A 13,139-nucleotide genomic window follows, 5' to 3' on the forward strand; every position below is an offset into this window, starting at 1 on the left:
TCAAAACTTACCAACTTCCTGAACTCCCTCCTCCACCAAAACTGCCACCACCTCCACGAAATCCTCCTGAACTTCCACCACTTGACCATCCACTGCTTCTACTTCCACTGGAGGAACTGGAAAAACTAGATTGTTTCATTCTTTTTCTGCCGTGGGGTGTTAGTAGGTGATAGAGTTTGTAAAGTCCAACACCAATGGCATAAATCAAAAATACTGAAGCTCCAACATTAGCACCGTGAATGGCCGTTGGGAACAAACTCCAAAATGGAAACAAAAAGAAATATAGGAACCAACCAATATACGGTGCATTAGCTGCAAAATAAGTAAATATACCCAAAACAAATACAATAAAAAAAGTTAAAAAGATTTTTAATCCAATTGGCAATTCATCACTTGCCCCAGACAATTCTCCCAAAAAAGACAAGGGACCGAGATGCGAATAATCTTTAGGTTCTGGCATTTGGTATTCACCTTCTATTGCACCCATAATTGCTTTTATTCCGTTTTGAATGCCTATATCAAATTCACCTTTTTTGAAAGCAGGTTTGATTTCATTTTCAATGATATGATGGCACAAAACATCGGTTAATACGCCTTCTAATCCATATCCAACTTCGATTCTTAATTTTCTATCCTCCATTGCGATGAGTAACAATACTCCATTATCCTTTCCTTTTTGGCCCAATTTCCATTCTTCAGCGACTCGAATGGAATACTCTTCTAGGTTCTCACCTTCTAGTGACGAGAAAAGGTAAACTGCGATTTGGTTTGAAGTTTTTTTCTCATGGTCTTTGAGTTGTTTTTCTAATGCGGAAACAAAGTCAGAATGAAGTGTCCATGTTTCATCAGTGACCCTCGTTTTGAGATTTGGGACATCTTTTGCAAAAATAAAAATGGGAAATAAAAGAAATAAAGAAACCAATATCCTTTGCATAAAGGAATATTGGTTTATCAAAATATGTTTACAAGAATTTTTTCTTACTTCTGGATACGTGTTGCTCCATAATAAGCAGAGATTGGTTTTAAATCTTCGAATCCGATCAAATTTACCTGACCACCGCGTTCTTCGTAATCTCGTTTAAAACTTTGTAGAAACTCGATTGCTGAAAATCCGATCATCTTTACACTTTCGTCAAATTTCAGATCTACACGTTCACCAGGCGCAATTTTTCGAAGTAATAACTTTAACGAAATCATATTTGAAAAGAGTAAGGCATGTTTCACATACATCGTATGAATTTTATTCTCTGATGTTTTTGTAATGTCAGCTATAAATATATAACGAAAAGAAACACCAAAATACATTTGAATCAAGATCGCAGTTACAATTCCGCAGAAAACACCTACTAACAAATCCTCCACGATTGTCACTACCACGGTAACCAAAAAGATCACAATTTGATCCCAACCTTTTTTGTAGGTTTCTTGAAAAACATGAGGGGAGGCGAGACGAAGGCCAACCATAATCAATATCCCTGCAAGGGATGCCAATGGAATCCTATGGATGAGTCCAGGAAGCAAAACAATAAACAATAACAAAAAAAATCCATGGAAAAAATTGGACCATCGTGTTTTGGCACCATTTTCTATGTTAGCTGATGATCTTACGACTTCAGCAATAATGGGCAATCCACCAATCCAACCTAAAAAAAAGTTTCCTAATCCTTTGGCAACGAGTTCCCTATCCATATTAGATTTCCTGCGATAAGGGTCTGTATTGTCGACCGCTGTTGCAGTTAATAACGATTCGATACTCGCAATGAGTGCAATGGTAATGACCATCACCCAAAAAATTCCCTCTTTCCATCTGGAAAAATTGGGAAAACTCAATCCATCATATATATGATTGGGTAAATTGACTAATTTTTCAGGACCAATTTTGTAAGTATGATTTAACAAGGTATAAGAATGTTCGCCAGTCAAATCAAAAACATATCCAAGAACAATTCCAACTAACACAGCGACTAACGGTGCCGGAAGCTTTTTTAACATTGGATTTTTGATTTTAGTTAAGATAGCAATGATCACAATCGCAGAAAGACCAATGATTGCTACTTCAGGATTCACGTTCACAATACTAGAAGGAATCTCCAATAGAAGGCCCAAAATCGTTTTGGCATTCGGTGTGATCCCAAGGGCTACATAAAATTGTTTTGATATAATAATGATTCCAATTGCTGCCATCATCCCGTGAACTACAGAGATCGGAAAGTATACTGTGAGATTTCCCGCTTTCGATAGTCCTAAAATTACTTGGATCGCACCGGCAATGACAATCGCTGCAAGTGTTAACTCAAAACCTAATTTTGCATCGCCTCCACCCAAAACAAATATGGAATTTAATACCACAGCAATGAGTCCAGCGGCAGGGCCGTTGATGGTGAGGTGAGAGCCACTTACCATGGATACAAAAATCCCACCTACAATTCCAGAAAAAATCCCAGCCATCGGAGGTGCGCCAGATGCCAATGAGATTCCCAAACAAAGTGGAAGTGCAATGAGAAAGACGACAAAACCGGACACAATGTCCGTTCGCCAGTTTTCTTTTAAACCAGGCAACCAATCTTTTGGTTTTTGTTTGTCCATAGGAATTTCCTCTACTCGTGTTTTCTTTATTTATTTGGATGATTTGACGTGGATTTTCTGAATTGATTGGGATTGATTCCCGATTGTTTTTTAAATTCTAAATAAAAAGCAGACCTAGATCCAAAACCTGCTTTTCTCCCAACTTCGGCTACATTCATTTCGGGTTCTTCCAAAAGTAAACGTTTTGCTTCCTTAATTCGATAAAGATTGAGTAAACTTGGAAAATTAAAATTATATTCTACATTGATCAGTTCACTTAATTGATGATAGGTGAGGCCCAGTTGATTTGCAATCATCTCTTCATTACAATTTTCATTTAGATAAATTTTTTCTGTTTCAAGATATGTTTCTAATTTTGATCTAAATTCAATTGTATTAATTTTGTTGGTGATTGTTCGAAATCTCGTTTTTGAGCCGTCACGTTTTTCATAATTTCTTAAAAAAAGAAAACTACTCGCAGTTAAGAATGGTAAGTAAAACACAGCGGCATAAATGAAAAAAGGTTGGTAAGGGTAAAAATCAAAATGGAATAAAGTTTTTAGAAACACTAAAAACAAAAAAAATGCCCATGAAAAAAAGTAACGTTTCTCTTCTTTGTTTCCACTATTGATAATGAAAAGGTGTGTATTTTTTAAAAAGTAAGCAGCTGAACCAAATATAAGTAAAACTATAAAAATTCTATATTCGTACACTTCAGGAAAAATAGGTACAAGTAAGTATAAAAACCCAGACAATGCAAATATCCAAAACAATGCCGGATATTCTAAGTTTTCATTAATAAATTTAACAAAACTAAATAAGTATAAAAAGAAAATAAAATGATTCATCGATAAAAACAAATAATAAGAATGTCGTATTAAATTGTTTTCATTCCCAAATACAGATGCCAATTCTTTGCCGTGAACAGAATACACTAACAAAAAGAAAAATAAATAATGCAGAAGGATTGAAAGATAAACTTTTTCTTTTGATTTGATGTATTCAGAAGTGGCCCAACCTACCGACACAATCCCTACCATCAGAAAAAATAAGAAGGTCAAAAACCGAAACAAAACAATGAAACGATAACTTGATGTGGAAATGGTACGGATTGGAAAATTGATGGTTTCGTTTGAATCCAAAAACAAATAAAAGTCTCGCGATTCCCCTTTGTCCAACCTAACATTAAAATGTGGGAACGGAGAAAGTAACCCAAGCCAAGACTCCCATTTGTAACCGCTATACACATCGCCAATTTCCCCATTCCGATTTTCTGAACACATTTCTGCAGAAGGGATATTGATCCATTGGATGAGCACACTGAATTCTGATGGAACTTCCAATTGGTTCTGCAACCGAAAATGGAGCCACTGCTCACGAGACTTTTGGCGGCCGCGAAGGGAATCAGAACTTTCATTAGGAACCCAAACCATTTGTTTGAGTTTTTGGATGGACTGAGTATCGCAGGACTTTGGAGGGTTTTCCTTTCCAATCGCTAAAAATTCCACTTCCTGGCTGATATTTTGGCCGTAAAACGCTTCTGGCTTCCATAGACAGCCTCCACCACCAATAGGAAGGCCAATAAGGAGAAAACCCGAAAAAGGATGCACATGGATAACACCAATGTGGAAGGAGAGTGTTCGCAAGGAAGCGAATTCAAGGACCAAGGAATTCGTTTCCGGACTATTTTTTTGTCCAATTTTATGATATTGGACAAAATGGATGTCTAAAATCATGGCTATTACGAGGGACAATTATGGACTTTCACAATGCTCTGAACAACATTCTCAACCCACCTGTTTTGTTTTTCTTTTTAGGAATGGGTGTCGTTTTCTTTAAATCGGATTTACGCATCACAGAAGGAGTTTCCAAATTCCTTTCCTTGTATCTATTATTTTCGATTGGATTTAAAGGTGGGCACGAACTCTTTAAATCTCCTTTTGCAGAAGAACACCTACTCACTTTGATTGCCTGTATGTTTATGGCATGTTTTGTACCGATTTATTCTTACTTTATCTTTCGTTTTAAATTGGACCATGCAAACTCAGCAGCACTTGCAGGGAGTTTCGGTTCCATTAGCGCGGTTACCTTTGTGACAGCAGGAGCGTTTTTACATAGTTATGGATTTGAATACCAGGGATTTATCGTAGCAGGGATGGCTCTTATGGAATCACCAGCCATTGTCATTGCGGTCATCATTGATAGACTCGGGAAAAAGAAACAAAACGGAAATCCAACTGAAAAAATTCAATGGAAACATCTGTTACACGAGGCATTCTTTAGTTCTTCCGTATATATCTTAATTGGTGCGCTCATCGTTGGGTATCTCTCCGGTGAATCTGGATGGAACACAACAAAACCTTTTACAGAAGATATTTTCAAGGGATTACTAACATTTTTCCTTTTGGACAAAGGGATTGATGCCGCAAAACAAATGCGTGAGTTAAAAAAAGTTGGATTCTTTTTAGTAGGTTCGTCACTTCTCATCATGTTTGTGAATGTGATCATTTCCATCTTTTTAACAAAAATCATCCAAATGCCAATCGGTGATGCATTGATGTTCGTTGTATTATGTGCTTCTGCCTCTTACATTGCAGTTCCTGCTGCGATGAAAGATTCGATTCCTGAGGCAAGTCCGAGTATCTATCTCACAGTTGCCTTATCAATTGTTTTCCCAATCAATATCATCTTTGGAATTCCAGTGTATTTTTATTTGTTAAAAATCTTTATGGGTAACAATTAAAAACGATATAAAGCATTTGCGATAGTTAAATGGATTCCATACTGTTAACGAACAATTTTGAAATCCATTTAACGAAAGATAGTTAGGAGAGTACCCTTTGTTCCGTTATCAGAATGGCATTCGAATTTGTTTCCTTTTATTATTGCAAACCACCCTGGTGTTTGCAGATCCCGTAGTAGAACCTAATCCACAAAAACCAGAGGAACCAAAACCATATAGTTCTCCCATGAAAGAAAAAGGTTTGGATCCAGAATTCAATCGCCATATGTTTGTGGAACCAGCTCTCTCAAAACATTCGGCAACCTCTTCTCAGTTTTGGCTGAATGATGTTTTACGATTTGGATTGTATTTGCGTCCTAGGCAGGAGAGTCGCTACAATTTAGATTTTAATGCTTCTGACAAGGGATATGTCGATCGCACCCTCCAAACCTCTTCTCTTTATTTTCTCTTTGATCCAAGTCCTTATGTCCAAGCAAAAGTAACGTTACAGGATGCTCGGGTTTGGGGTGGTGAATCCCCTGCCTCGTCAGGAGATATCCGAGCCAATTTTTTTAATAATACTCCCGATCTATATTCACGAAACCAAGCCAATGCTGTATCTCTCAACCAAACAAGCGTTAGGGAAGCATTTGTACTGCTCAACAAACTCCCCCTCCAATCCAAACTCCAAGTAGGTAGACAAATTTGGGCTTATGGTGACCAAAGGATGATTGGTGGTGGAAACTGGACTGTCAACGGACTATCCTTTGATGGAGCTCGGTTAATGTTCAATTATGAAACTGTGAAACTCCATTTTTTTATGGCTAGGCCGTATTGGACTCAAAGTGGACCCAATGGAGTCGCTTCTGCCAATGATCCCAAACTGAACTCCCAAGCCAATGGAACGGATACAACATTACTTGGAACATACAATAGTTTTTCAATCCCTGATTGGGTCACTTTGGATCTGTATACGTTAGGTGTTGTGCGTAAGTGGAAAAAAAATACAACAAATCCCATCACAGGATTACCGGAAACTTCACCGGATGACCCTCTTGCTGCCAATAGAAGTAAACAAAACCAAAATTTGGTGACCACAGGATTTCGGATCACAAACCGCACCAAAGGAAATTTTTTACCAGAAGGCAAAGCTTGGGATTTCACATGGGAGTCAGCATTCCAATCAGGAACTTCAGGTAGAAGGATCCAAGATCCCTATCTCAAAGAATACCTTCCCAATGAATGGGATAACTATAAAACAGAAAGAGAAAAGTATACAGGCCAAATGCATGTTTTCCAAACAGGTTATACTTTTTTCAAAAAACTTAGATTAGGTGGTCAAGTTCTATATGCATCAGGGGATAAAAATAGATCTGACGCATCTCTTTCCACTTTCCAAACTCTTGCAAACCCAAGATTTGGTGTGATCCCTTATTTCAATAGTGTTGCTGGTATTTCTGAAAATACAAACGCACAAAATTTATTTTCAAAATCTGTTAGTTTGAGTTATGTTTCTGAATCGTATGGGGAATTTCAAATCACATACTTTCAAAATGATAAAGCGGAAAAACAAGATGCTTGGTATGCCATCAGTGGTGCTGCCAATTCCACGGCTACCATTGGAGAAAGGAACCCTTATCCAGTTTCGTCTGACAAAGGTAGTACGGAAAATTATTCGAACCAATCCTATTCATCACCCTATGCATTGGGAAAAAGGATCTATACGGAAGTAGACGTAACATGGCATGGGCAAATCAATGATTTTGTTTCGCTTTGGTTAGGTGTGGGGTATTTGCAAGCCGGAGATGCGGTAAAAAATTACCGTAATAGCAAAATCCAATACAATGCGACCACACAATCATTTGAATGGAACCAAAACTACCTGCAAGGAAGGAACCAATTGGCAAAAGAAGCCTATATGGCTTATGCCCAAATCAACGCTGCATTTTAAGAAAAACGTTCGATTTTTAGCTGGATTGCCATAGGATGGAAGTGAAACCTGAAATTCATCCATGTTGGAAGCTCATCACAAACCAAGAAGGATTCGGAATAGCCTCTCAAGAGAGGAAATCCGGGATGTGTCCCTGCTCATTTTAAAAGAAGAGGGACTCGATGGCCTCTCTATGCGTAAAATTGCAAACCGTTTAGGATGTAGTGTCGCAAGTCCCTATTCTTATTATGAAAGTCAAATCGACCTCGTACAAGATTTAATTCGAACGGGAGAAGACGAACTGCTTTCCATGTTAAAAAAAGCAAGTGCGGATGTCACAACTGGTTCTGCTTTTGAACAATTAGCGGCCATTGCCCGTTCCTATTTTCATTTTGCCAGCAACAACCGTGAACTTCACAAAGTAATGTTTGTTACGGATTATGGTGGTGTTCACAGAAAGGCTTTCCCACAACTACCTAAAAGTTATCGGTTCTTTTTAGAGACAGTGCGCATCGGTTTCGATTCTGGAGAAATTCCTTATCCCAAAAATGAATACCCAGCCATTGCAAGGATGATGTGGAGTTGGATGTATGGTGTGATCGTTTTGGATATGACGGGTATGTTAAGGAAACGAAAGGGAGCAGGAAATCCGATCGAAGAAGGGATTTCCTACTTTCAAAAACTCTTAAGTAAACAACCTAACCAGTGATTGTTGACACTTCCAAACCATCACTATCATCTTCCAAAGAAATGTCCGTTTCCACTTGTGAATCATTTACCAATACCAATTTGTTTTTAGACAATTGATTGAGTCGGATAAACTCTGTTCTGATCATACCCATCACTTCCGTTGTATCATTCACTTGCCAAACAGGATTTCCTAAGGTGAGGCGAATGGGTTTGTTTAAGTTGTATGCGTCTAAATACATTGGAACAATCGGTAAGTTATAACGTTTGCTAAGCACAACCATTCCAGGATACAATTTTCGAGACTTTCGAAACCCTCTATACCAAGATCCTTCAGGAAAAATTCCAATTCCCAGATTTCCCTTTTTGATTCGTCTTTGAAAATCTTTAATCGTTACTGGATCGGATTCATTTCGATTGAGAGGAATGAGATCAATGGATTTCACGATCCCTTTGACTAATTGTTCTTTTCTCCAAAGCCATTTAGACTTTTTACCTTTGTTTCCCATCCCTGAATCATAACTTGTAAGAGCTGTAGTATAAATTCCATAACGTTTCAGAACACCACGGATCACAAACGCATCATATGGCATCGTGATGATTCTTAAAAATTTATTTCTAGGTTTGATATGATTCGAAATGAGAATCATAGACTTACCATTTAACTGGCGTAAAATAAAGTCGTTTTGAATTTCTACTTTTTTGTTTCCATATTTGAGTCGCATGGGTTTCACGACAATCCACATCAGTACAAAGCCAATAGACCTTCCGACATAATAAAACATATCTTTTCCTCTTAGTTTGTAAGAGTCCACAATTCGCCTTTGGTTGCAAAAGTTTCCTTAGAAATTACGCTACATTTCCAATACAATTCCGTTTCATTTTGTACGATACAGATTCAGGAGAAATTCTAGATTTAAAAATTTGACAATCCATGGCTCCACAAAAACCTGGGAAATACCTTCTGGGAGGAAACAGGTGAAAATCCTGTGCTGACCCGCAACTGTAATCCAAACATCTGTTTGGTGAGCCAGATCTTCCCCGTAAAGTATTCCTCGCGGTTATGGAACTTTACACACTAAAATCCGAATGACCACCATTTGGAGGATAGGGGCCCCGGAGGCATCGGGGCACCCGAAACAAGTTTTACAATGATGGATTCTCTATTTGGAAATTGTTTCCAAACTACAATTCATTGTCATCCATTGGTCCGGAGTTCCCTAAAATTTATCTTTAGGAAACAGATATGAAACAAACTCTTTTAAAAACCGTAGCCATGATTGGACTACTCCTTTCTTTTTCTCATTGCGAAATGGAAAAACAAGTTTCAGAGTCAGAAGCAAATCAAAATTTACTAGTTGGACTTTTAGCAGGGAGTGCGACCTCCACTTCCTTTTTATTAGAATACAATGGCCAATGGAATGTAGGATACTCTTATGATTCAGAGGGAAAACTTTCTGGAACACCCACTGGAAGAATCATCATCGCAACCAACCCGGATGGAAGTGGTAGTATTATTTCAAGTGATACCAGTGGTACTAGTGGAGATATCACTTACAGAATCCTATCATTTGATAAATCCAAAAGATATTTATACTATCAAAATACACCAGGAAGTAATAATAATCAATTCATTGATAATCGGACGAAATATGGAAGGATAGATTACTCAGCATCGACTAACAGTGGGTGCGAATTAGGATCTCAACGTTGTTTCTACTTTTGTGAAGCGGTTTCTGGAAAAACAACTTATTCGGAAGTGTTGAATAGCACTGTCACAAGTGATCCGACAAAATATGCAACAAATGGATGTGGAGGGTTTACCTTTAGTCGTGCCCTTTCTAGAACTGAAAACTCTACTTGGACTGGACTTTAAAAATCCAATTTTATAAAAAGGAATCGATACACAAAACATATGAAATCAAAACGAACTCTCTCCTATTTTATTTTTATATGTTTGTTGGTCTTTTCTTGCAAAGAATCAAGTCCTTCATCAAACGAATCTTTATTGGCACTTCTCCCAATTCTCGGATCAAGTGCCAATGCCACTCTATGTCCCAAGTCTTCCACTCTCCCTTCAGACATATTCCTCGCGAATACCGTTGTCATTGCCAGCGCCAATATATCTGGATTTTCGGATCCTACCAAGGCCATCAATGGAGTATGTGGTGTGGGAGAACTTGCGGGCTCACTCGACGTGTATGCTCTCGAAAAAACAGGTGTGGGTGCAACGATGGTCCTCAGTTGGGGTGGGAAAACAGTCAAAAACGTGGCAGACGATGATTTTATCGTGTATGACAATAGCTTTCGGATCTCAGATGATTCCAATACCTATGCCATGGACCCTTCCGTGATCCAAGTTTCCCTCGATGGAACAAAATATTGTGGTTTTAATCCAAGTTATACGGCAGGCAATATCAATTTAATTTCCAGCTGGACAAGGTTTGGTGGGCTCAGACCCGTTTATTTTAATATGACCACTAACCTTTTGACAAATGAAGATCTATTTATCGAAAAAGGCAGTCGGTTCTTTTTGGGAGGTGGAGATGCCTTCAATTTAGATGATTTAGATGAAAATGATCCAAACGATGTTAGTTGTGACACAGCTGCTGTTACCGATATCAAGGCGAATGGTTTTAAATACATCAAAATCACTTCAGCAAGTGCCGTCGATAATCCAAATACGCCTGGTCAAAAGTTTCCATGGCCACCTGGAAGTTTTAATGGAAGTGATATTGATGGTGTGGTCGCACGAGAGGTGCAATGAACCCTAATCCATTATGTCTAATGTATGACTGTTCGCGAGGTTTTAAAAAAAACATTTAAAAATCGTTCGTATTTCAGTTGACCAATTTTAAAAAAAGGATTCTTTTTTTAGAACCACTCTTCTGGCGAATTCACTTTGAGCGAAAACCTTTATACACAAAAGATCTCCATTCAGGATGAGATGCCCAGGTTATCAGCGCAGGCAAACCTCCTAAAACTTCTGCTCGAGCCATACTTAGATTCCATCGAATACGAAAAAGAAGTGGGGACAGCGCTCGATGCGGGTGCAGGTCCAGGGGTTCTCACCAGTTTTCTGATGAAAAAAAATCCCAACCTCAAATGGATGGCTTGTGACATCTCCGAGGATATGGTCCAGTATTGCAAGTTGGTATACCCAAAAGTAGACTGGAAGGTCTCTGATGTAAGAGCATTGGATTACCCAGACAATCATTTTGATTTTATTTTTAATTCCATGGTCCTCATCCACATCAAGGAACCAGAAAAAGCGTTAAAGGAATTCTACCGGGTTTTAAAACCAGGAGGGAAAATCCTCATCCACTGCCCCAATGACAAAACCTTCACTGGCCCACAGGTCCTACTGGATATGGTGGCCAAACATGCCACCATCCACCCTGCGGATCGGTTTGTGATGGAAAAAGTTCCTGGGATTATGGAAAGTTTAGGGTTTCACTTGAAACATAGGACAGACTTTATAGCATCAAACGATGGGAATGATGACAAACCAATTGTTGAGTATCCCAAAATCCAATTGGGTATGATGACTGGATGGTCTATGATGTCTTTTATGGGGCACCCAGAAGGGATGCAAGAATTGTATTCCCAATTACAATCCGAATATATGTCCAATCGTGTGAAATTCACGATCAAATTAGAAACTCATTTGTACCAAAAATAAACGGAGGCGAAATTGAACCAAAAGGCACCCATCATCATTGGTGAATACCACATCATTCCAGAAAATTTGCCTGCGGATGGACAATTGCGATTGGTATTCCAACCAATCGATATGACTACGTATTGGCGCCGATGTGGTCTCACAGCCAATTTCGTCGCTGGATTTTATTCGTATTGTTACGAAGAAAGTGAAACCAAAGCCAATTCACTTTCAACCATCATTAACGAACTTTTAGAAAATGCCTCCAAATTCTCCAAAGCGAGAGAAGGCAGAATCAATGTAGAATTAAAACAATATGGAAATCTTTTAAGAATTGATGTTTTAAATGTGGCGTCAAAAACCTTAAGAGATAGTTTTGAGCTTTTTGTGAACAAACTCATATCAGAAAACGTGGAGGAGATGTATTTTTCTACACTCGAAACCAAAGAGGATGGTGATACCAAGTCAGGACTTGGACTCCTTATGATGTTAAAAGACTACCCGGTCCGATTTGGTTATAGTTTCCATGAGATCGATGCCGATACTCATGAAATCACGGTAAGAGCAATTATCAACGTAGAAGAGATATAATAGGCGAAGCTTCATGGAAATCAAAGACTTAGATTACAACATACAATACGACGAAGCCACTAAGACTGTCAAATTCACTGGATCCATCCGCTTGCAGAACTTACCCGCTTATGAACCAATTAAATTATTTTTAAAAGATGCTGCTAAACAATGCCAAGGTTCTGTTCTAATCATCGATTTTAGAGACTTACAATTCGTCAATAGTTCGGGAATTACTACCTTTTCCATGTTTATTATAGATTCCAGAAAAAGCGCATCTTATCAAATCAAAATCCTGGGATCGCTCAATGTTTCTTGGCAATCCAAATCACTTTCTAATTTCAAAAAACTTTGGGACCAGGTGGTTTTAGACATTTCCTAAATAATAAAATACTAATTTATTGAAATGATTCAATTTCATAGTTTGTAATAAAGAACTAATTTGCCATTCGTTTAGCGAGTCATCTTAAAGTTTTTTAATATTCCAATGGCCATTCTATAATCATTCAGACACGTTGAAAAATGAATATTAAATTTAAGTTCTAAAAGGTAATTAGACCTTATACTTTAATAACCTTGTGAATAAGGTTCACATAGTGAACATCAATCTTTTCACAATAAAGTACAAAATGTACACTTTCGAACAAACTAACAATCTTTGCAAATGATTTCCTATCCCAACACTTATGATTGTATTTTAAAATTCTTTTAAAAATTCAACAATATAGATGACGAGAAGAGTGGTTCACGGCATGCTCACTTAAAGATCACCATTTATACCTTAATTTATGTGACCTGCCCCCGTTTGTTGGACCAAATCTTAAGTTAGTAAAATCCTCATAACTCAATTTCCATACTTCGCTTTGAACTCTAAAGGAGTCAAATAATTTAAAGAGGAATGGAGACGTTCTTCATTGTAATCCTTTTGGAATTTAGAAAGTTCATTCTTTAGTTCATTCAAATCTCTACAGAAGCTCAATTGCAAACATTCAGATCTTAACTTA

Annotated in this window: 13 protein-coding genes and 1 riboswitch; of the genes, 8 read left to right on the forward strand and 5 right to left on the reverse strand. The window is 37.9% G+C overall.

Going from position 1 to position 13,139, the window contains the following annotated elements; translation table 11 throughout:
* Window positions 1-7: 7 nt before the first annotated feature.
* Genes LEP1GSC202_RS03485 through LEP1GSC202_RS03495 form a run of 3 tightly spaced genes read right to left on the reverse strand, consistent with a single transcriptional unit; the run spans window position 8 to window position 4,175 of the window.
* The gene (locus LEP1GSC202_RS03485; RefSeq protein WP_015676197.1) at window positions 8-934 is read right to left on the reverse strand and encodes a TPM domain-containing protein; all 927 of its coding nucleotides are present in this window, start codon (window positions 932-934) and stop codon (window positions 8-10) included.
* A gap of 44 nt (window positions 935-978) precedes the next feature.
* Window positions 979-2,586, reverse strand: a complete 1,608-nt coding sequence (locus LEP1GSC202_RS03490; protein WP_015676322.1) for a SulP family inorganic anion transporter — start codon at window positions 2,584-2,586, stop codon at window positions 979-981.
* Window positions 2,587-2,612: 26 nt separating this feature from the next.
* Window positions 2,613-4,175, reverse strand: a complete 1,563-nt coding sequence (locus LEP1GSC202_RS03495) for a helix-turn-helix domain-containing protein (RefSeq protein ID WP_015676215.1) — start codon at window positions 4,173-4,175, stop codon at window positions 2,613-2,615.
* A 146-nt stretch (window positions 4,176-4,321) separates the two neighbouring features.
* Between LEP1GSC202_RS03495 and LEP1GSC202_RS03500 the strand changes: the two genes are divergently transcribed.
* The 3 genes from LEP1GSC202_RS03500 to LEP1GSC202_RS03510 all read left to right on the forward strand — a co-directional run bounded on the left by LEP1GSC202_RS03500 (window position 4,322) and on the right by LEP1GSC202_RS03510 (window position 7,926).
* Window positions 4,322-5,308, forward strand: a complete 987-nt coding sequence (locus LEP1GSC202_RS03500; RefSeq protein ID WP_015676152.1) for a sodium-dependent bicarbonate transport family permease — start codon at window positions 4,322-4,324, stop codon at window positions 5,306-5,308.
* Between the two features lie 157 nt (window positions 5,309-5,465).
* A complete protein-coding gene (locus tag LEP1GSC202_RS03505; protein ID WP_425256011.1) occupies window positions 5,466-7,238 on the forward strand; it encodes an alginate export family protein in 1,773 nt (590 codons plus the stop codon).
* Between the two features lie 61 nt (window positions 7,239-7,299).
* A complete protein-coding gene (locus tag LEP1GSC202_RS03510; RefSeq protein WP_015676294.1) occupies window positions 7,300-7,926 on the forward strand; it encodes a TetR/AcrR family transcriptional regulator in 627 nt (208 codons plus the stop codon).
* On the opposite strand, the gene LEP1GSC202_RS03515 is transcribed toward LEP1GSC202_RS03510, so the two are convergent.
* Complete coding sequence (locus LEP1GSC202_RS03515) at window positions 7,916-8,689, reverse strand: lysophospholipid acyltransferase family protein (protein ID WP_015676182.1); 774 nt, start codon at window positions 8,687-8,689, stop codon at window positions 7,916-7,918. The genes LEP1GSC202_RS03510 and LEP1GSC202_RS03515 overlap by 11 nt on opposite strands.
* Window positions 8,690-8,822: 133 nt before the next feature.
* A riboswitch (cobalamin riboswitch) is annotated at window positions 8,823-8,964 on the forward strand.
* Window positions 8,965-9,150: 186 nt separating this feature from the next.
* Here LEP1GSC202_RS03515 and LEP1GSC202_RS03520 point away from each other — a divergent pair.
* From LEP1GSC202_RS03520 to LEP1GSC202_RS03540, 5 genes are all read left to right on the forward strand, one after another.
* A complete protein-coding gene (locus LEP1GSC202_RS03520; protein ID WP_015676234.1) occupies window positions 9,151-9,780 on the forward strand; it encodes a hypothetical protein in 630 nt (209 codons plus the stop codon).
* Window positions 9,781-9,819: 39 nt separating this feature from the next.
* Entirely contained in the window at window positions 9,820-10,671 is an 852-nt protein-coding gene (locus LEP1GSC202_RS03525) for an LIC_13355 family lipoprotein (RefSeq protein WP_015676102.1), read from the forward strand.
* Between the two features lie 135 nt (window positions 10,672-10,806).
* The gene (locus tag LEP1GSC202_RS03530) at window positions 10,807-11,586 is read left to right on the forward strand and encodes a class I SAM-dependent methyltransferase (protein ID WP_244147627.1); all 780 of its coding nucleotides are present in this window, start codon (window positions 10,807-10,809) and stop codon (window positions 11,584-11,586) included.
* 12 nt (window positions 11,587-11,598) lie between these two features.
* Window positions 11,599-12,156, forward strand: a complete 558-nt coding sequence (locus LEP1GSC202_RS03535; RefSeq protein ID WP_015676320.1) for a slr1658 superfamily regulator — start codon at window positions 11,599-11,601, stop codon at window positions 12,154-12,156.
* 13 nt (window positions 12,157-12,169) lie between these two features.
* On the forward strand, window positions 12,170-12,517 hold the full coding sequence (locus LEP1GSC202_RS03540; RefSeq protein WP_015676164.1) for a slr1659 superfamily regulator: 348 nt from the start codon (window positions 12,170-12,172) through the stop codon (window positions 12,515-12,517).
* Between the two features lie 462 nt (window positions 12,518-12,979).
* On the opposite strand, the gene LEP1GSC202_RS20465 is transcribed toward LEP1GSC202_RS03540, so the two are convergent.
* Window positions 12,980-13,139 (reverse strand): integrase core domain-containing protein (locus LEP1GSC202_RS20465; protein WP_156825337.1); only part of this gene is annotated, 160 nt, incomplete at its 5' end.

It is taken from the genome of Leptospira yanagawae serovar Saopaulo str. Sao Paulo = ATCC 700523 (assembly GCF_000332475.2).
Lineage (GTDB): Bacteria > Spirochaetota > Leptospiria > Leptospirales > Leptospiraceae > Leptospira_A > Leptospira_A yanagawae.